General features: G+C 70.0%; 20 protein-coding genes. 16 read left to right on the top strand and 4 right to left on the bottom strand.

What is annotated here, in order from left to right:
• Positions 1–8 precede the first annotated feature (8 nt).
• The 15 genes from prmC to ACFXGN_RS10865 all read left to right on the top strand — a co-directional run bounded on the left by prmC (position 9) and on the right by ACFXGN_RS10865 (position 13,594).
• Positions 9–854, top strand: coding sequence for a peptide chain release factor N(5)-glutamine methyltransferase (gene prmC / locus ACFXGN_RS10935; RefSeq protein ID WP_384856352.1), 846 nt, complete (start codon positions 9–11; stop codon positions 852–854).
• A gap of 40 nt (positions 855–894) precedes the next feature.
• Positions 895–1,542, top strand: a complete 648-nt coding sequence (locus ACFXGN_RS10930; RefSeq protein ID WP_384856350.1) for an L-threonylcarbamoyladenylate synthase — start codon at positions 895–897, stop codon at positions 1,540–1,542.
• On the top strand, positions 1,539–2,186 hold the full coding sequence (locus ACFXGN_RS10925; protein ID WP_351781978.1) for a protein-tyrosine-phosphatase: 648 nt from the start codon (positions 1,539–1,541) through the stop codon (positions 2,184–2,186). The genes ACFXGN_RS10930 and ACFXGN_RS10925 overlap by 4 nt, the downstream gene beginning before the upstream one ends.
• 102 nt (positions 2,187–2,288) lie before the next feature.
• The gene (gene glyA, locus ACFXGN_RS10920; RefSeq protein WP_384856347.1) at positions 2,289–3,536 is read left to right on the top strand and encodes a serine hydroxymethyltransferase; all 1,248 of its coding nucleotides are present in this window, start codon (positions 2,289–2,291) and stop codon (positions 3,534–3,536) included.
• Positions 3,537–3,654: 118 nt separating this feature from the next.
• Positions 3,655–4,971, top strand: coding sequence for an MraY family glycosyltransferase (locus tag ACFXGN_RS10915; protein WP_384856344.1), 1,317 nt, complete (start codon positions 3,655–3,657; stop codon positions 4,969–4,971).
• Between the two features lie 264 nt (positions 4,972–5,235).
• Complete coding sequence (locus ACFXGN_RS10910) at positions 5,236–5,649, top strand: hypothetical protein (protein ID WP_384856342.1); 414 nt, start codon at positions 5,236–5,238, stop codon at positions 5,647–5,649.
• 222 nt (positions 5,650–5,871) lie between these two features.
• Positions 5,872–6,681, top strand: coding sequence for a F0F1 ATP synthase subunit A (atpB, locus tag ACFXGN_RS10905; RefSeq protein ID WP_351781990.1), 810 nt, complete (start codon positions 5,872–5,874; stop codon positions 6,679–6,681).
• Positions 6,682–6,775: 94 nt separating this feature from the next.
• Positions 6,776–7,009, top strand: coding sequence for an ATP synthase F0 subunit C (gene atpE, locus ACFXGN_RS10900; protein ID WP_010474382.1), 234 nt, complete (start codon positions 6,776–6,778; stop codon positions 7,007–7,009).
• 38 nt (positions 7,010–7,047) lie between these two features.
• Positions 7,048–7,593 (top strand): F0F1 ATP synthase subunit B, encoded by a 546-nt coding sequence (locus ACFXGN_RS10895; RefSeq protein WP_351781993.1) that lies wholly within the window; start codon positions 7,048–7,050, stop codon positions 7,591–7,593.
• Complete coding sequence (locus tag ACFXGN_RS10890; RefSeq protein WP_384856339.1) at positions 7,590–8,405, top strand: F0F1 ATP synthase subunit delta; 816 nt, start codon at positions 7,590–7,592, stop codon at positions 8,403–8,405. Before ACFXGN_RS10895 ends, ACFXGN_RS10890 begins: the two co-directional genes overlap by 4 nt.
• A gap of 131 nt (positions 8,406–8,536) precedes the next feature.
• A complete protein-coding gene (atpA, locus tag ACFXGN_RS10885) occupies positions 8,537–10,135 on the top strand; it encodes a F0F1 ATP synthase subunit alpha (RefSeq protein ID WP_366442320.1) in 1,599 nt (532 codons plus the stop codon).
• Positions 10,136–10,155: 20 nt separating this feature from the next.
• Entirely contained in the window at positions 10,156–11,073 is a 918-nt protein-coding gene (locus ACFXGN_RS10880; RefSeq protein ID WP_384856338.1) for a F0F1 ATP synthase subunit gamma, read from the top strand.
• Positions 11,073–12,515 carry a F0F1 ATP synthase subunit beta gene (gene atpD / locus ACFXGN_RS10875; protein WP_366442318.1) on the top strand — a complete coding sequence of 481 codons (1,443 nt, stop codon included), beginning with the start codon at positions 11,073–11,075 and terminating at the stop codon, positions 12,513–12,515. Before ACFXGN_RS10880 ends, atpD begins: the two co-directional genes overlap by 1 nt.
• A gap of 111 nt (positions 12,516–12,626) precedes the next feature.
• The gene (locus ACFXGN_RS10870) at positions 12,627–13,001 is read left to right on the top strand and encodes a F0F1 ATP synthase subunit epsilon (RefSeq protein ID WP_351782007.1); all 375 of its coding nucleotides are present in this window, start codon (positions 12,627–12,629) and stop codon (positions 12,999–13,001) included.
• 146 nt (positions 13,002–13,147) lie between these two features.
• Positions 13,148–13,594: a DUF2550 domain-containing protein gene (locus tag ACFXGN_RS10865; RefSeq protein WP_366442316.1), complete on the top strand. Its 447-nt coding sequence runs from the start codon at positions 13,148–13,150 to the stop codon at positions 13,592–13,594.
• A gap of 158 nt (positions 13,595–13,752) precedes the next feature.
• Here the strand turns inward: ACFXGN_RS10865 and ACFXGN_RS10860 are convergent, their stop codons facing one another.
• The 3 genes from ACFXGN_RS10860 to ACFXGN_RS10850 all read right to left on the bottom strand — a co-directional run bounded on the left by ACFXGN_RS10860 (position 13,753) and on the right by ACFXGN_RS10850 (position 17,561).
• The gene (locus tag ACFXGN_RS10860; protein WP_384856334.1) at positions 13,753–15,600 is read right to left on the bottom strand and encodes a glycosyl hydrolase family 18 protein; all 1,848 of its coding nucleotides are present in this window, start codon (positions 15,598–15,600) and stop codon (positions 13,753–13,755) included.
• A gap of 120 nt (positions 15,601–15,720) precedes the next feature.
• The gene (locus ACFXGN_RS10855; protein WP_384856333.1) at positions 15,721–16,419 is read right to left on the bottom strand and encodes a response regulator; all 699 of its coding nucleotides are present in this window, start codon (positions 16,417–16,419) and stop codon (positions 15,721–15,723) included.
• Entirely contained in the window at positions 16,365–17,561 is a 1,197-nt protein-coding gene (locus ACFXGN_RS10850) for a sensor histidine kinase (RefSeq protein ID WP_384856330.1), read from the bottom strand. The genes ACFXGN_RS10855 and ACFXGN_RS10850 overlap by 55 nt, the downstream gene beginning before the upstream one ends.
• A 164-nt stretch (positions 17,562–17,725) precedes the next feature.
• Here ACFXGN_RS10850 and ACFXGN_RS10845 point away from each other — a divergent pair, with 164 nt between their 5' ends.
• Positions 17,726–18,346, top strand: a complete 621-nt coding sequence (locus ACFXGN_RS10845) for a hypothetical protein (RefSeq protein ID WP_384856328.1) — start codon at positions 17,726–17,728, stop codon at positions 18,344–18,346.
• On the opposite strand, the gene ACFXGN_RS10840 is transcribed toward ACFXGN_RS10845, so the two are convergent.
• Positions 18,266–18,838 (bottom strand): cob(I)yrinic acid a,c-diamide adenosyltransferase, encoded by a 573-nt coding sequence (locus ACFXGN_RS10840; RefSeq protein WP_384856325.1) that lies wholly within the window; start codon positions 18,836–18,838, stop codon positions 18,266–18,268. The two genes, ACFXGN_RS10845 and ACFXGN_RS10840, sit on opposite strands and share 81 nt — an antisense overlap.
• Positions 18,839–19,245 lie beyond the last annotated feature (407 nt).

Below are 19,245 nucleotides of genomic sequence, written 5' to 3'. Positions count from 1 at the left end.
GGACCAGCGTGAACCTGCTGCTTGCCGAGGTGGCCCAGGCCACCCAGCGGCTGGCCGACGCCGGCGTTCCCTCACCGCGTTTCGACGCCGAGGAGCTCGCCGCGTTCGTGCACGGCGTCAAGCGGGGGGAGCTGCACCACGTCAAGGACGCCGACTTCGACGCCCGCTACTGGGAGACGGTCGCCCGCCGGGAGGCCCGCGAACCGCTCCAGCACATCACCGGACGGGCGTTCTTCCGCTATCTGGAGCTCCAGGTCGGACCCGGCGTCTTCGTGCCCCGGCCGGAGACCGAGTCGGTCGTCGGCTGGGCCATAGACGCCGTGCGCGCCATGGACGTCGTCGAACCCCTCATCGTCGACCTGTGCACCGGCTCCGGGGCCATCGCCCTCGCCATGGCACAGGAGGTGCCCAGGTCCCGCGTGCACGCCGTCGAACTCTCCGACGACGCGCTCGTGTGGACCCGGAAGAACGCCGAGGGCTCCCGCGTCACCGTCCACCAGGGCAACGCGCTGACCGCCCTCCCGGAGCTGGACGGCCAGGTCGACCTGGTCATCTCCAACCCGCCGTACATCCCCCTCACCGAGTGGGAGTACGTGGCGCCCGAGGCCCGCGACCACGACCCGGAGATGGCCCTCTTCTCCGGCGAGGACGGCCTCGACACCATCCGGGGCATCGAACGCACCGCCCACCGGCTGCTCCGCCCCGGTGGTCTCGTCGTCATCGAGCACGCCGACACGCAGGGCGGCCAGGTGCCGTGGATCTTCAACGAGGAAGCGGGCTGGGCCGACGCGGCCGACCACCCGGACCTCAACAACCGGCCGCGCTTCGCGACCGCCCGCAAGGCAATGCCATGACCGCGACGACGAACCACGCGAACGAGGAGACCGGGGACTGATGGCACGGCGATACGACTGCAACGAGGCCACCGACCGTGTGACCGGCCTGCGCGAAGCCGCGTCCGCCGTCCGCCGGGGCGAGCTGGTCGTGCTGCCCACCGACACCGTGTACGGGATCGGCGCGGACGCCTTCAGCAGCGAGGCGGTGGCGGACCTGCTCGCCGCCAAGGGCCGTGGCCGCAACATGCCCACGCCCGTCCTCATCGGCTCCCCGAACACGCTCCACGGCCTCGTCACGGACTTCTCGGAGCAGGCCTGGGAGCTGGTCGACGCCTTCTGGCCCGGCGCCCTCACCCTGGTCGCCAAGCACCAGCCGTCCCTCCAGTGGGACCTCGGCGACACCCGGGGCACCGTCGCCATCCGGATGCCCCTGCACCCCGTGGCCATCGAGCTGCTCACCGAGTTCGGCCCGATGGCCGTCTCCTCGGCGAACCTCACGGGACACCCCTCGCCCGAGGACTGCGACGCGGCGCAGGGGATGCTCGGCGACTCCGTGTCCGTCTACCTCGACGGCGGGCCGACGCCCGGGATCGTCCCCTCGTCCATCGTCGACGTCACCGGCCGGGTCCCGGTGCTGCTGCGCGAGGGAGCGCTGTCGCCGGAGGAGCTCCGGAAGGTCGTACCCGACCTCGAGGTGGCCAGTTGACCGCCCCTGAGGGGCGTGGCATAGCGGGGCACGAAGACAGCGACACCTTCCGCATCCTCCACGTCAGCACCGGCAACGTCTGCCGCTCGCCGATCACCGAGCGGCTGACCCGGCACGCCCTGAGCGACCGCCTCGGCGATCCGCTGGGCGGCGGGCTGATCGTGGAGAGCGCGGGCACCTGGGGACACGAGGGCGCCCCGATGGAGGCCAACGCGGAACTGGTCCTCGCCGACTTCGGCGCGGACTACAGCGGTTTCGTGGGGCGCGAGCTCCTCGACGAGCACGTCATCCGCGCCGACCTCGTCCTGACGGCGACCCGGGACCACCGGGCGCAGGTCATCTCCATGGGCCATTCGGCGGGCCTGCGCACCTTCACGCTGAAGGAGTTCACCCGCCTGGTCCGCGCGATCGACCCGGCCACGCTCCCGGACGCCCGCGACGAGGGCATGGTCGAACGCGCGCGTTCCCTGGTCCGCGCGGCGGCGGCGCTGCGCGGCTGGCTCCTGGCCCCCTCGGTGGACGCGGACGAGGTCACCGACCCGTACGGCGCCCCCATCACCTTCTTCCGCTCGATCGGCGACGAGATCAACCAGGCCCTGGACCCGGTGGTCACGGCCCTGACGGGCGTCCGGGCGCGGGACTGACGGGCGTCCCGGCACGGTCCTGACCGGCGGGTACGGGCGCCCCCCGACCGGCCGGACGCGTTCGTCGGGCGGGGGCGTCCCGGCGTGCCTACAGTTGGGGACATGCCGGTGACCGCGCCCCCCGACGAGGAACTCGACGTCCTGCGCAGACAGGACCCGCAGATCGCCGACGTGCTGTTCGGCGAGGCACGGCGGCAGGCCGAGGACCTCCAGCTGATCGCGGCGGAGAACTTCACCTCGCCCGCGGTCCTCGCCGCCCTCGGTTCCCCGCTCGCCAACAAGTACGCCGAGGGCTATCCGGGCGCCCGTCACCACGGCGGCTGCGAGTACGCCGACGCCGCCGAGCGGATCGCCGTGGAGCGGGCCACCGCGCTCTTCGGAGCCGCCCACGCGAACGTCCAGTCCCACTCCGGCTCAGCGGCCGTCCTGGCCGCGTACGCGGCCCTTCTCAGGCCCGGTGACACCGTCCTGGCCATGGGCCTCGAACACGGCGGGCACCTCACCCACGGTTCCCCGGCGAACTTCTCCGGCCGCTGGTTCGACTTCGTCCCCTACGGGACCGACCCCGAGACCGGCCGCGTCGACCTGGAACAGGTCGCCGCGCTCGCCCGCCACCACCGCCCCAAGGCGATCGTGTGCGGCTCGATCTCGTACCCCCGCCACCTCGACCACGCGGTCTTCCGCGAGATCGCCGACGAGGTCGGCGCCTATCTCGTCGTCGACGCGGCCCACCCGATCGGTCTGGTCGCCGGGGGAGCGGCGCCGAACCCGGTGCCGTACGCCGACGTCGTCTGCGCGACCACCCACAAGGTGCTGCGCGGCCCGCGCGGCGGCATGATCCTGTGCGGCGAGGAACTCGCGGGGCGGATCGACCGGGCGGTGTTCCCGTTCAGCCAGGGCGGCGCCCAGATGCACACGATCGCGGCGAAGGCGGTGGCCTTCGGCGAGGCGTCCGCCCCGGCGTTCACCGCGTACGCCCATCGGGTGGTCGAGAACGCCCGGGTGCTCGCCGCCGCCCTCGCCGCCGAGGGCTTCGCGCTGACGACCGGCGGCACCGACACCCATCTCGTCACCGCCGATCCCGGCCCCCTCGGCGCCGACGGGCGGACCGCCCGCGCCCGGCTCGCCGCCGCCGGGATCGTCCTCGACACCTGCGCCCTGCCGCACGGCGAGGCGCGCGGCCTCCGGCTGGGCACGGCGGCGGTGACGACGCAGGGGATGGGCGCCCCCGAGATGGCCAGGATCGCCGCGCTGTTCACCGCGGCGCTGCGCGACGACCCGGCGGAGACCGCCCGGGTGCGGGCGGAGGTAAGGGTGCTGACCGGGCGATTTCCCCCGTATGGGCGCTGAGGCGCGGGTGGGGAAAGTCCGCGTGCAACCGTCAGGGGACCCCGCGTGTCTCCAAGCACATGGAATGCACGGCTAGGGTGTGGGGCTGAGATGGCCAGCGATTCCTGTGGGGCAGCCCGTGCGTGATTACCTGCTGACGCTCTGTGTGACGGCCGCCGTGACGTACCTGCTCACCGGTCCGGTGCGCAAGTTCGCCATCGCGACCGGGGCGATGCCGGAGATCCGTGCCCGCGACGTACACCGAGAACCGACTCCGCGGCTCGGTGGCATCGCCATGTTCTTCGGACTGTGCGCGGGTCTGCTCGTCGCCGATCACCTGAAGAACCTGAACAGCGTCTTCGAGCTGTCGAACGAGCCGCGCGCGCTGCTCTCCGGTGCCGCCCTGATCTGGCTGATCGGCGTCCTCGACGACAAGTTCGAGCTGGACGCGCTGATCAAGCTCGGCGCCCAGATGATCTCGGCGGGGGTGATGGTCGCGCAGGGTCTGACGATCCTGTGGCTGCCGATCCCGGGTGTCGGCGTGGTCTCGCTGACGCCGGGGCAGGGCACGCTCCTGACCGTGGCCCTGGTCGTCCTGACGATCAACGCGGTCAACTTCGTCGACGGTCTCGACGGTCTCGCCGCGGGCATGGTGTGCATCGCCGCCGCCGCGTTCTTCCTGTACGCGTACCGCCTCTGGTACGGCTACACGATCGAGGCGGCGGCCCCCGCGACGCTGTTCACCGTGATCCTCATGGGCATGTGCCTGGGCTTCCTGCCGCACAACATGCATCCGGCGCGGATCTTCATGGGCGACTCCGGCTCGATGCTGATCGGCCTGATCCTGGCGGCCTCCGCGATCTCGATCACCGGCCAGGTGGACCCGGACGCGCTGAAGATGTTCGAGGGCTCGACCCGGGAGGCGACCCACGCGGCGCTGCCCGTCTTCATCCCGCTGGTGCTGCCGCTGACGATCATCGCGATCCCGATGGCCGACCTGATCCTGGCGATCGTGCGGCGCACCTGGAACGGCCAGTCGCCGTTCGCGGCCGACCGGGGCCATCTGCACCACCGGCTCCTGGAGATCGGCCACTCGCACAGCCGGGCGGTCCTGATCATGTACTTCTGGTCGGCGCTCATCGCCTTCGGGACGCTCGCCTACTCGGTGCACTCGGCGTCGATGTGGATCGTCCTGTGCGTGGTCGCGCTCAGCGCGATCGGCCTCGTCCTGCTCCTGCTGCCGCGCTTCACGCCGAGGGCGCCCCGCTGGGCGGAGTCCGTGGTGCCGCCGCGCTACCGCCGCCGCAAGCCGGTCCCGGCCGCCCGGGAGGCCGTTCCGGAGCCCGTGGTGGTCGAGGAGGAGCGCGTTCCGGTACCGGCGGGGCTCCACGGCTCGACGGCCATCGGCAACCGCGCGCGCTTCACCGATAGGCGGAAGGCCGGAACGCCGAGTTGACGAAGGCCGCGTACGCGGTCATTAGCAGACGAAGCGTCACGCTGTCGCGCACACACGCGCGCGCTCACTCTCATGTGTGACTGTTGGCACACCTTATGGGTAAAGACCTATTCAAATAGTTTGTGATACGGTTCACGAGACCCGGCGACAGTGCCGAAAGACCGTAGTGCGACGGTCTGTTGGCCCCGAGACCCACCTCGGACCGGGATTACGCTCGTCCATGACGACACCATCGCCCCCTCCATCACTTGCGGAGACACCGCCATGCCGTCCAACGACGTACGCACCCTGCTGCACACCGCCGTACCCACACTCGCCGTCGGCGCACTCGCCACGGTGATCGCGGGTGTCGTCAGTGGCGGCAAGGGCGCGCTCGGCGCTGTCGCCGGCACCCTGGTCGTGGTCCTCTTCATGGGGATCGGGCTGGTGGTGCTCCAGCGGACGGCGAGGTCTCTGCCGCAGCTGTTCCAGGCCATGGGGCTCATGCTCTACGTGGCTCAGCTGCTGTTGCTCTTCATCTTCCTGGCCTTGTTCAAGGACACGACACTGTTCGACTTCAAGGCCTTCGCGTTCACGCTGCTGGCGACAACCGTGGTGTGGGTCGCCGCGCAGGCGCGTGCGTACATGAAGGCCAAGATCATGTACATCGACCCCGACAAGACGGGGCCGAAGTCGTGAAGGGTAGGGCCGGGATAAAGCCGCGTTCGGCTTCCTGCTATCGTCCGGTGCCAACTGCGGCACTGCGGGCGCGGGCATCCGAGACGCCTGTCCCAGCGCGAGGCTCGATGCCGAACCGCCGCCCCCTAATCCGTATGACCAGTCCAGTGCCGACCCGCGGCTGCGTGCCGCGCCGACACAACGAGGTTGCCGTACCTATGCGCCACGCTGAAGGAGCCCGCGGTGAGTGCTGACCAGACGCTTGCCTTCGACCCGGATTGCCACATCTTCACCGGATGTGGCTTCCCGGCGCCGGGCCTGCACACGTTCATGTACGAGCCCATGTTCTCCGTGGGTGGCTTCGACTTCTCCAAGCCGATGCTGCTCGCGATCCTGGGTTCGATCGTGGTCGTCGGGTTCTTCTGGGCCGCCTTCAACAAGCCCAAGCTGATCCCCGGCAAGATGCAGATGGTCGGCGAGGCCGGGTACGACTTCGTGCGCCGCGGCATCGTCTACGAGATCATCGGCAAGAAGGACGGCGAGAAGTACGTCCCGCTGATGGTGTCGCTGTTCTTCTTCGTGTGGATCCTCAACCTCTGGTCGATCATCCCGCTCGCCCAGTTCCCGGTCACCTCGCTGATCGCCTTCCCGGCGGCCCTCGCGCTGATCGTCTACGTCCTCTGGGTGTCGCTGACCTTCAAGAAGCACGGCTTCGTCGGCGGCTGGAAGAACATCGTCGGCTACGACAAGTCGCTCGGCCCGATCCTGCCGCTGGTCATGGTTCTCGAGTTCTTCTCGAACCTGGTGATCCGGCCCTTCACGCACGCGGTCCGACTGTTCGCGAACATGTTCGCCGGTCACCTGCTCATCGTGATGTTCGCGCTCGCCACGTACTACCTCCTGAACGGCCTCGGCTTCTTCTACGCCGGCGCCTCGTTCGTGATGGTCCTCGTGATGACGGCGTTCGAGCTCTTCATCCAGGCCGTCCAGGCGTACGTCTTCGTGCTCCTGGCCTGCAGCTACGTGCAGGGCGCGCTCGCCGAGCACCACTGAGTCCGGCCCCGACCGGCAGCAGCACCCCCCCTTTACCAACAGTCGTCCGGTGGCCAACCCCCACCGGGTCCTTGAAAGAGAAGGAAGAACCGGCATGTCCGCTCTCGAGACTCTCGCCGCCGTCAACGGAAACGTCGCCTCCATCGGCTACGGCCTCGCGGCCATCGGCCCCGGCGTCGGCGTCGGCATCATCTTCGGTAACGGCACCCAGGCCCTCGCCCGCCAGCCCGAGGCTGCCGGCCTGATCCGCACCAACCAGATCATGGGTTTCGCCTTCTGTGAGGCGCTCGCCCTCATCGGCATCGTCATGGGCTTCGTCTACAAGTAAGCCGGACCGGCAGCCCCACATTTACGGAAGGCACTGATGTGAACGCTCTGCTTCTTGCGGCAGCGGCGGAGGAGCAGCCTCCGCTCATCCCGTACGTCGATGAGCTCGTCATCGGCCTGATCGCCTTCGTGATCGTCTTCGGCTTCCTCGCCAAGAAGCTCCTCCCGAACATCAACAAGGTTCTGGAGCAGCGCCGCGAGGCGATCGAGGGTGGCATCGAGAAGGCCGAGTCGGCCCAGATCGAGGCTCAGAGCGTGCTGGAGCAGTACAAGGCCCAGCTCGCCGAAGCCCGCCACGAGGCCGCGCGTCTTCGCCAGGAGGCGACGGAGCAGGGCACCGCGATCATCCAGGAGATGAAGGCGGAAGGCCAGCGCCAGCGCGAAGAGATCATCGCCGCCGGCCACGCCCAGATCGAGGCCGACCGCAAGTCCGCGTCCGCGTCGCTGCGCCAGGACGTGGGCAAGCTCGCCACCGATCTGGCCGGCAAGCTGGTCGGCGAGTCCCTGGAGGACTCCGCCCGCCAGAGCCGGACGATCGACCGCTTCCTCGACGAGCTCGAGGAGAAGGCCGAGGCCGTCCGATGAACGGAGCGAGCCGCGAGGCACTGTCCGCCGCACGCGAGTCCCTCGACGCGCTGACCGACAACACCTCGGTCGACGCCAAGAAGCTCGCGGACGAGCTGGCCGCCGTCACCGCGCTGCTCGACCGCGAGGTGTCGCTGCGCCGGGTCCTGACCGACCCCGCACAGCCGGGTGAGGCCAAGGCCGAGCTCGCGCAGCGACTCCTGGCCGGTCAGGTGGGTGGCGAGACCGCCGACCTGGTGTCGGGCACGGTGCGTTCCCGCTGGTCGCGCTCGCGCGACCTGGTCGACGCGACCGAGGAACTGGCGGACATCGCCGACCTCACCGCGGCCCAGCGGGCGGGCGCCCTCGACGACGTCGAGGACGAGCTGTTCCGGTTCGGCCGGATCGTGTCCTCCAGCACCGAGCTGCGCTCGGCGCTGACGGACAAGGCCGCCACGGCCACCGCCAAGGGCGAGCTGCTCCGCAGCCTGCTCGGCGGAAAGGCCCACACCGCCACCGAGCGCCTGGTCGTCCGTCTGGTGACCCAGCCCCGGGGACGTAGCCTGGAAGCGGGACTCGAGTCCCTCTCCAAGCTCGCCGCGGCGCGCCGGAACCGGATGGTCGCCGTCGTCACCTCGGCGGTGCCGCTGTCGGATCAGCAGAAGCAGCGCCTCGGTGCCGTACTCGCCAAGCTGTACGGCCGCGACATGCACCTGAACCTGGACGTGGACCCCACGGTCCTCGGCGGGATCACGGTGCGCATCGGTGACGAGGTCATCAACGGCTCGATCTCGGAGCGCCTCGACGAGGCGACCCGTCGACTGGCCAGCTGACCACAGCCAGCAGAACCACAGCATCACCAGCGGCCCGGTTGGGCCGTGCAGAAACTGCAGAAGATTCCTGGGGGTCGGCCCCCAGACCCCTTAAGAAACTTCGGGCCCAACAAGGAGAGCAGGGAACCCAGATGGCGGAGCTCACGATCCGGCCGGAGGAGATCCGGGACGCACTGGAGAACTTCGTCCAGTCGTACCAGCCGGACGCGGCCTCGCGCGAGGAGGTCGGCACGGTCAGCCTGGCCGGCGACGGCATCGCCAAGATCGAGGGTCTTCCCTCGGCCATGGCGAGCGAGCTGCTGAAGTTCGAGGACGGCACCCTCGGTCTCGCGCTGAACCTCGAAGAGCGCGAGATCGGTGCGATCGTCCTCGGCGAGTTCAGCGGCATCGAGGAGGGACAGTCGGTGCAGCGCACCGGCGAGGTCCTCTCCGTCGGTGTCGGTGAGGGATACCTGGGTCGCGTCGTCGACCCGCTCGGCAACCCGATCGACGGTCTCGGCGAGATCGCGACCGAGGGCCGCCGCGCCCTCGAGCTGCAGGCCCCGGGCGTGATGGCCCGTAAGTCGGTGCACGAGCCGATGGAGACCGGTTACAAGGCCGTCGACGCCATGACCCCGGTCGGCCGCGGCCAGCGTCAGCTGGTCATCGGCGACCGCCAGACCGGCAAGACCGCTCTGTGCATCGACACGATCATCAACCAGCGCGACAACTGGCGCTCGGGCGACGTGAACAAGCAGGTCCGCTGCATCTACGTCGCCGTCGGCCAGAAGGGCTCCACCATCGCCTCGGTGCGTGGCGCGCTGGAAGAGGCGGGTGCGCTCGAGTACACGACGATCGTCGCCGCCCCGGCGTCCGACCCGGCCGGCTTCAAGTACCTGGCGCCGTACACCGGTTCCGCCATCGGCCAGCACTGGATGTACCAGGGCAAGCACGTCCTGATCGTCTTCGACGACCTGTCGAAGCAGGCCGACGCCTACCGCGCCGTGTCGCTGCTGCTGCGCCGCCCGCCGGGCCGTGAGGCCTACCCGGGCGACGTCTTCTACTTGCACTCGCGTCTGCTGGAGCGCTGCGCGAAGCTCTCGGACGAGCTGGGTGCGGGTTCGATGACCGGTCTGCCGATCGTCGAGACGAAGGCCAACGACGTCTCGGCGTTCATCCCGACCAACGTCATCTCCATCACCGACGGCCAGTGCTTCCTGGAGTCCGACCTGTTCAACGCCGGACAGCGTCCGGCCCTGAACGTCGGTATCTCGGTCTCCCGAGTCGGTGGCTCCGCTCAGCACCCGGCCATGAAGCAGATCGCCGGTCGCCTCCGTGTCGACCTCGCCCAGTTCCGTGAGCTGGAGGCCTTCGCGGCCTTCGGTTCCGACCTGGACGCGGCCTCGAAGGCGCAGCTGGAGCGCGGTCAGCGGATGGTCGAGCTGCTCAAGCAGGCTCAGTACCAGCCGATGCCCACGGAGAACCAGGTCGTCTCGGTCTGGGCCGGTACCACGGGCAAGATGGACGACGTCCCGGTCGCCGACATCCGTCGCTTCGAGGCGGAGCTGCTGGCGCACCTGCGTCAGAAGCACTCCGGCCTGATGACCTCCATCCGTGAGGGCAAGAAGATGTCGGACGACACTCTGACGTCCGTCGCCGACGCCATCGCGGAGTTCAAGAAGCAGTTCGAGACCTCTGACGGCAAGCTGCTCGGCGTGGACGCTCCCGCCGCCGTCAACGTCTCGAAGTGACGACGGAAGGGACCTGACTCATGGGAGCGCAGCTCCGGGTCTACAAGCGTCGCATCAAATCCGTCACCGCGACGAAGAAGATCACCAAGGCGATGGAGATGATCGCCGCCTCGCGCGTCGTCAAGGCGCAGCGCAAGGTGCAGGCGTCGACCCCGTACGCGACCGAACTGACCCGCGCGGTCACGGCGGTGGCCACGGGTGCGAACGACAAGCACGCGCTGACCACCGAGGCGGCCAACCCGAGCCGTGCCGCGGTTCTGCTCCTCTCGAGCGACCGCGGTCTGGCCGGTGCCTTCAACTCCAACGCCATCAAGGCGGCGGAGACGCTCATCAAGAAGCTGGAGGGCGAGGGCCGCGCGGTCGACATCTATGTCGTCGGACGCCGTGGTGTCGCGCACTTCAACTTCCGTGAGCGGAAGCTGAGCGACACGTGGACCGGCTTCACCGACGAGCCCACGTACGCGGACGCCAAGAAGATCGCGGCACCGCTGATCGAGGCGATCGAGAAGGACACGGCCGAGGGCGGAGTGGACGAGCTCCACATCGTCTACACCGAGTTCGTCTCGATGATGACCCAGACGGCGGTCGAGGCCCGGCTGCTGCCCCTGAGCCTCGACGAGGTGGCGAAGGAGGCCGGCGAGCCGGACACCCTCCGCCCGCTGTTCGACTTCGAGCCGTCGGCGGAGGACGTCCTCGACGCCCTTCTGCCGCGCTACGTCGAGAGCCGTATCTACAACGCGCTGCTCCAGTCGGCTGCCTCCAAGCACGCCGCCACGCGCCGCGCGATGAAGTCGGCCACCGACAACGCGGGAGACTTGATCAACAACCTCTCCCGACTTGCCAACGCGGCCCGCCAGGCCGAAATCACCCAGGAAATCAGCGAGATCGTCGGTGGCACCGCAGCCCTCGCCGACGCGACCGCGGGGAGTGACAAGTAATGACGACCACTGTTGAGACGGCCGCCGCCACGGGCCGCGTCGCCCGGGTCATCGGCCCGGTCGTCGACGTGGAGTTCCCCGTCGACGCGATGCCGGAGATCTACAACGCCCTGCACGTCGAGGTCGCCGACCCGGCCGAGGAGGGCGCGAAGAAGACGCTGACCCTCGAGGTCGCGCAGCACCTCGGTGACGGCATCGTCCGTACCATCTCGATGCAGCCCACCGACGGTCTGGTCCGCCAGGCCCCCGTGGTGAACACCGGCAACGGCATCACGGTGCCCGTCGGTGACGTCACCAAGGGCCGCGTGTTCAACACGCTGGGCCAGATCCTGAACGACCCCGAGGCGGAGTCGGAGGTCGGCGAGCGCTGGCCGATCCACCGCAAGGCCCCGGCGTTCGACCAGCTCGAGTCGAAGACCGAGATGTTCGAGACCGGCCTGAAGGTCGTCGACCTTCTCACCCCGTACGTCAAGGGTGGAAAGATCGGTCTGTTCGGTGGTGCCGGTGTCGGCAAGACCGTGCTGATCCAGGAAATGATCATGCGTGTGGCGAAGCTGCACGAGGGCGTTTCCGTCTTCGCCGGCGTGGGTGAGCGCACCCGTGAGGGCAACGACCTCATCGCCGAGATGGAGGAGTCCGGCGTTCTGGACAAGACCGCGCTGGTCTTCGGCCAGATGGACGAGCCCCCGGGCACCCGTCTGCGCGTGGCCCTCGCCGGTCTGACCATGGCGGAGTACTTCCGCGATGTGCAGAAGCAGGACGTGCTGTTCTTCATCGACAACATCTTCCGCTTCACGCAGGCCGGTTCCGAGGTCTCGACCCTGCTCGGCCGGATGCCCTCCGCGGTGGGTTACCAGCCGAACCTGGCCGACGAGATGGGTCTCCTCCAGGAGCGCATCACCTCGACCCGTGGACACTCGATCACCTCGATGCAGGCGATCTACGTCCCCGCCGACGACCTCACCGACCCGGCGCCGGCGACCACCTTCGCCCACCTCGACGCGACGACGGTTCTCTCCCGTCCGATCTCCGAGAAGGGCATCTACCCGGCCGTGGACCCGCTGGACTCCACGTCCCGGATCCTGGACCCGCGCTACATCGCGCAGGAGCACTACGACGCCGCCACGCGCGTCAAGGGGATCCTGCAGAAGTACAAGGACCTCCAGGACATCATCGCGATCCTCGGTATCGACGAGCTGAGCGAGGAGGACAAGCTCGTTGTCCACCGCGCCCGCCGTGTCGAGCGCTTCCTGTCCCAGAACACCCACGCGGCGAAGCAGTTCACCGGTGTGGACGGTTCGGACGTTCCGCTCGACGAGTCGATCGCCGCGTTCAACGCGATCTGTGACGGTGAGTTCGACCACTTCCCGGAGCAGGCGTTCTTCATGTGCGGTGGCCTTGAGGACCTCAAGAACAACGCCAAGGAGCTGGGCGTCTCCTGAGCCCCGTGCTCTCCGAGGGGGGCGGGACAGGTCCCGCCCCCCTCACCACGCCCCTTAGAATTGACCCCAACACCCGGCACGAGCGCCGGGTGGTGACCCGAGGAGCCACCCTTGGCTGCTGAGCTGCACGTCGAGCTGGTCGCCGCGGACCGGAGTGTCTGGTCCGGCGAGGCCACCTTGGTCATCGCACGCACCACCTCCGGCGACATCGGCGTGATGCCCGGCCACCAGCCGCTTCTGGGTGTGCTGGAGTCGGGCCCGGTGACCATCCGTACCAGTGAGGGCGGGACCGTCGTCGCCGCCGTCCACGGAGGATTCCTCTCGTTCGCCGACGACAAGCTGTCTCTGCTCGCGGAGGTCTGCGAGCTGGCGGACGAGATCGACGCCCAGCGTGCCGAGCGCGCGCTGGAGCGGGCGAAGACGGACTCCGACGGTGCCGCCGAGCGGCGCGCCGAGGTCCGGCTGCGCGCGGTGTCCGTCCGCTGACGGTCCGCGCCGAGTAGTAGTGCCCTCAGCCGCGGCACGGTCCGGAATTTTCCGGACCGTGCCGCGGCTGAGGCGATGCAGATGCAGGGTGTATCGGGTGGTGCCGGCGGTGCCGGCCACGGGACGCAGCGAGGAGGTCGGTGAAGATGTTCCTCGCTCTGCTCGTGTGCGGCCTGGTCGTCGCACTGGTGGTGATCGGGCTCTTCGTCTTCGGTCTGCGCCGGAGACTGATCCAGCGCGCCGGCGGCACGTTCGACTGTTCGCTGCACTGGAACGTCCCGGACGTGCCGGACCCGAGCGGCAAGGGCTGGGTGTACGGAGTGGCCCGGTACAGCGGCGACGAGATCGCCTGGTACCGGGTCTTCTCGTACGCGCCGCGCCCGCGCCGGGTCCTGGAGCGGGCCTCGATCGTCGCCCTGGAGCGGCGGATGCCGGAGGGCGAGGAGGAGCTGGCGCTCCTGTCCGACATGGTCGTCCAGCCCTGCATGTACGAGGGCGTCCGTCTGGAGCTCGCGATGAGCGAGGACGCCCGTACGGGTTTCATGGCCTGGCTGGAGGCGGCGCCCCCCGGACAGCGGGTGAACGTCGCGTAGTTCCCCGCCGGTCGGACGGGGGTCTCCCGGGCTGAGTCCGGGAGGGTGGACGCCGTCCGAGGCGGGGCGTTCGTCCCGGAACGTGAGGAAGCGGGGGTCGGCGTGGTGCGCCGGCCCCCGCTTCGTCGTCCGAGCGGGTGGGTCAGACCCTCGTGGGGTTAGTTGAGACCGCTGTTGATCGCGCCGACGAGTTCGCCGTTGCTGGTGTCACCGCTGAACTCCCAGAAGAACGCGCCGCCCAGGCCCTGGTTCTTCGCCCAGCTCATCTTGGACGTGACCGTGGCCGGGGTGTCGTAGCTCCACCAGTTGGTGCCGCAGTGGGCGTAGGCCGTGCCCGCGACGGTGCCGTTGGCCGGGCAGGAGTTCTTGAGGACCTTGTAGTCCTCGATGCCCTGCTCGTAGGTGCCCTGGGCCGGTCCGGTCGCCGTGCCGCCGGGGGCGGACTGGGTGACGCCGGTCCAGCCGCGGCCGTAGAAGCCGATGCCGAGCAGCAGCTTGTTGGCCGGGATGCCCTTCGCCTTGAACTTGGCGATGGCCTCGGCGGAGTTGAAGCCCGCCTGCGGGATGCCGGCGTACGAGGTGAGCGGGGAGTGCGGGGCGGTCGGGCCCTTGTTGGCCCAGGCGCCGAAGAAGTCGTACGTCATCACGTTGAACCAGTTCATGTACTGCGCCCCGCCGGCGTAGTCCGCGGCGTCGATCTTGCCGCCGGTGGACGCGTCGGCCGTGACGGCCGCCGTGACGAGGTAGTTGGCGCCGAACTTGGCACGCATGGCCTGCATCATGTTCTTGAAGGACGCGGCGCCGCTGGTGTCACAGGTGAGACCGCAGGCGTTCGGGTACTCCCAGTCCAGGTCGATGCCGTCGAAGACGTCGGCCCAGCGCGGGTCCTCCACCAGGTCGTAGCAGGACTGCGCGAACGCGGTCGGGTTCTGCACGGCCTGGCCGAAGCCGCCGGACCAGGTCCAGCCGCCGAAGGACCAGAGGACCTTGATGTTCGGGTAGGCCTTCTTCAGCTTGCGCAGCTGGTTGAAGTTGCCGCGCAGCGGCTGGTCCCAGGTGTCGGCGACGCCGTCGACGGACTGGTCGGCGGTGTAGGCCTTGTCGTAGTCGGCATAGGCGTCACCGATGGTGCACTTGCCGCCCTGGACGTTGCCGAACGCGTAGTTGATGTGGGTGATCTTGGGCGCGGAGCCCGAGGTCGCGATGTTCTTCACGTGGTAATTGCGCCCGTAGACGCCCCAGTTGGTGAAGTAACCCATCTTGATGGCGTTCGGGGGCGGGTTGCCGCCGCCACCGCCGGTGGTGCGGACGGGGGTCGGACCGGCGGCGGGGCCCACCTGGTCGATGGTGTCGCGGGCGACGACCGTGTACGAGTAGTCGGTGCCCGCCGTGAGCGCGCTGTCCGTGTAGGTCAGGGCGGTGGTGGTGGTCACCTTCGTGCCGTCGCGCAGGACGTCGTAGTTCTTGACGCCCTTGTCGTCGGTGGCCGCCGTCCACGTCAGCTTCGCCGAGGTGTTGGTGATGTCGGAGGCGACGGGGGTGCCGGGGGCCGAGGGCAGGCTGTCGCCCGGCTGCTGGGTGCCGTCGCAGGCGGCGCCGTTGATCTTACAGCCGGTGGGCGCGCCGGAGCCGGTGCCGTTGTAGCCGAAGCTCACGCTGGCGCCGGGGGCAAGGGTCCCGTTCCAGCCGAGGTTCTTCGCGGTCCAGTGGTTGGCCGCACCGGTGACGGTGGCGTCCCAGGCGGAGGTCACCGTCGTGCCGGCGGGGTAGTCCCACTCGACGTTCCAGGAGCTGATGCTGGTGGTGCCGGTGTTCTTGACGGTCCAACTGCCGGCGAACCCGGAGCCCCAGTCCTGGGTCTTCGTGTACGTGGCGGTGGCCGAGGTCGCGGCCTCGGCCGGGGTGGCGAGGCCGACCATCGCGGCGAGGGGCAGGATCAGGGCGGTCAGACCGGCGGCGGTGCGACGACTGAACCCTGTTCTGCGCGTCGGTGCTTGAGTGCTCAACGGTGCTCCTCAAGTAGCGGACATGGGTGGGGGTGGTCCGTGAAGATGCGCGCGCCCGCCGAGCGTAGGAAGGTCTGGACCAATCGTCAAGAGGTCCAGACCATCGTCGGCAAAGTTCTTCTAAACCCCCAACTCCTGTGCCAACACGGCCGCTTGCACCCTGCTCCGCAGGTCCAGCTTGCCCAGCACCTTGCTGACGTGGGTCTTCACCGTCGCCTCAGCCATGTCCAGCCGTACCGCGATCTCCGCGTTGGAAAGGCCCTGGCCCAGCACCGACAGCACCTCGCGCTCCCGGGGCGTCAGCACGTCGAGCACGGCCGGGTCCGTCCCCCGCGCCGCCGGACGGCCCGTCGCCGCGAACTCCGCGATCAGCCGCCGGGTCACCGCCGGAGCGATCAGCCCCTCGCCGCGCCCCACCGTCCGGACCGCCTCGATCAGCTCCCGGGCCTCCGCGTTCTTCAGCAGGAAGCCCGCCGCGCCCGCCCGCAGGGCCCCGAAGACATACGCGTCCAGATCGAACGTGGTCAGCACGAGGACGTCCGCGAGGCCCTCCGCCACCACGATCCCGGTCGCCGTCACCCCGTCCATCCGGGGCATCTGCACATCCATCAGGACCAGGTCCGGGCGGAGTTCACGGGCCAGCTCCACCGCGCGCTCGCCGTCCGCCGCCTCCCCGACGACCTCGATGTCCGGCGCGCTCCCCAGAATCAGCACGAGGCCCGCCCGTACCGCCGACTGGTCCTCCGCCACCACGACCCTTACCGTCACTGCCGCTCCTCGTCGCTCGCGCCCACGGGCAGTTCCGCCCGGACCCGCCATCTTCTCCGGCCCTCGCCGTCCGTCACCGGGCCCGCCTCGAACACCCCGTCGAGCAGGGCCGTCCGCTCCCGCATCCCCACCAGACCGGCCCCCGAGCCGGGCGCCGTCGGCCCGGGACGCTCCCCGTACGGGCTCGTCACCTCCACCGCGAGGAGCCGTTCCTCCCGGGCGAGCGCCACCCTGACCTCACCGGGGGCGGCGTGCTTGAGCGCGTTCGTCAGGGACTCCTGCACGATCCGGTACGCGGCCAGCTCCACCGGCGCCGGAAGTCCGGCACCGGTCTCCCGGGTGTCGTCGAGGACCAGGACGAGGCCGCTCGGCCGGGCGTTCGCCCGTGCCTGCTCGACGAGGGAGTCCAGCGCGGCGAGGGTCGGCGCCGCGGTGGGCCCGGTGTCCCCGCCGCTGTCCCGGAGCAGTCCGATCAGCCGTCGCATCTCCGCGAGCCCCGCCACGCTGTTCTCCCGGATCACGGTCAACGCCTGCCGGGTGGTGGCCGGTTCGTCGAGCGAGAGCGCCGCCGTCGAGTGGATGGCGATGGCCGAGAGGTGGTTGGCGACCACGTCGTGCAGTTCGCGGGCCATCCGGGCCCGCTCGGCCACCACCGCCTGCGCCCGGTCCATCTCGGCGAGCAGCGCGGTCTGTTCGGCCCGCAGCCGGGCCGCCTCGGCGGCCTCGCGGTGGTTGCGCACGATGGAGCCGGTCACGGCGGGCAGGAAGGAGATCATGCCGGTGATCACGCCGACGAGCAGCGCGATGGCGTTCTGCCACCAGACGAGGAAGCCGATCGTGACGGCGACGGTCACCAGGCCGGTGCTGTAGGGGACGCGCCGGGCGGAGGCGGGGGACCCGTACACCACGGCCGCGTAGACGAGGTCCGTGAACATGAGGACGGTGACCAGGTTGCCGTTGGTGAACTGGTCCGCCACGATCGCCAGCGTGCCGACGGTCAGGGCCGTCTGCGGCAGGACGCGGCGCACCGACTCCATGGCGGCCGTCACGGCCAGCGGGACGAGCGGGGCCCATCGCTGGTCGAAGATCCGGCCACTGGTCGTGTAGAGGCCGAAGGACCACAGGAGCAGCCCGCAGGCCAGACCCGAGAACGCGATGATCAGGTCGACGCGGTGCGGGCGGGGGAGGGTCACGTACCCATCCAACACGGTTCCACCGGCCCTGACCTCCTCGTCCGGGCCGATCCCCCCCTCCGTCGAAGGATGTAGGCGTACATCGTCACCGGCGACGACGCGTCCCTCCCGGGGCCACGGGAGGCTGGAGGGGAAGCGAGAGGGGAACCGAGAGAGGAACCGTCATGATCGTCACGCTGATCATCGTCTGCGAGGTCGGCTTCTGGGTGCTGCTGGCCGCCGGTCTGACCGCCCGCTACCTCCTGAACATGCCCAGGACGGGCGCCGCGCTGCTGCTGTGCGAGCCCCTTCTGGAGGTGCTGCTCCTGGTGGTGACCGCGATGGACCTCAAGAACGGCGCGGACCCCAGCTGGCGGCACGGCCTCGCCGCCGTCTACATCGGCTTCACCGTCGGCCACGGCCACCGCACCGTGAAGTGGCTGGACGGGCACGCCGCCCACCGCTTCGGCGGCGCCCCGCCGCCCCGGAAGCCGCCCCGCTACGGGATGGCCCGCGCCCGCCACGAGGGCGCGATCTGGCTCGGCACGGTGGTCGCCGCCGCCGTGGCGACGGCGCTGCTGCTCCTGGCCACGTGGTACGTCGGCGACGCCGGGGACACGGACGGGCTGCGGCAGACGATCTACGCGGTCTGGCGGGCGGCGGGCATCCACGGCCTGATCGCGCTCAGCTACGCGATCTGGCCGAAGAAGGACCCGGGCGGCGGGTCAGCGCTCCCCGCCCGGGACCCACAGCACGTCCCCGACCTCCTTGTTCGCGGTCCGCGCAAGGATGAAGAGCAGGTCTGAGAGCCGGTTGAGGTAGGTGGCGGTCAGCGCGTTCATCGTCTCGCCGTGCAGCTCCAGGGCGGCCCAGGTGGAGCGCTCCGCCCGCCGCACCACCGTGCACGCCTGGTGCAGCAGCGCCGCGCCGGGCGTGCCGCCGGGCAGGATGAAGGAGCGCAGCTTGTCCAGCTCCTCCAGGAAGCGGTCGCAGTCGGCCTCCAGACGGTCGACGTACGTCTGCTCCACCCGGAGCGGCGGGTAGGCGGGGGCTTCCGTCACGGGGGTGCAGAGGTCCGCGCCGACGTCGAAGAGGTCGTTCTGGACGCGGACGAGGACCTTCACGACCTCCTCGTCGAGCTGCCCCAGGGCGATGGCGGTACCGATGGCGGCGTTGGCCTCGTTGGCGTCGGCGTAGGCGGAGATCCGCGGATCCGTCTTGGCGGTCCGGCTCATGTCGCCGAGCGCCGTGGTGCCCTTGTCTCCGGTACGGGTGTAGATGCGCGTCAGGTTGACCATGGGTCCAGCGTAGTGAGGCGCGGGGCCCGGGGAGGGCTCGTGTGCCGACCGTCACGACCGTCAGGGCGGGCATGGCCGTCACGACCGTCACGGTGGGCACGGCGGGGGCGGGTACGGCGGGCCCCGCGTACGGCGAGGCCGCCGCCGTGCGGGGCCGGGGCCGCCGTACGGGCCGGGCGCCGCCGCTCCCGGGACCCGTCCACGGAACCCCGGACGGTGCCGGGCCCGGGAGCGGCCCGAGGGCGGGGCCGGGGCCGGAGCCCGGGGCCTGGTCGCCGTCGCCCGCGAGGCACTCGTGCCTGCTCGCCGGGGCCGAGGGGCCGCCGAGCGAGAAGGGGGTGCCGGGCCACGCGGTGCGCGGGGGCCGTGCGCCGCTCCGGGCCTGGAGGCCGGAGCGGCGCGGACCG

The sequence above is a fragment of the Streptomyces sp. NPDC059247 genome, from assembly GCF_042754005.1.
GTDB lineage: Bacteria > Actinomycetota > Actinomycetes > Streptomycetales > Streptomycetaceae > Streptomyces.
The sequence above is the reverse complement of the archived record's forward strand: the minus strand, read 5'-3'. Positions and strand labels throughout refer to the sequence as shown.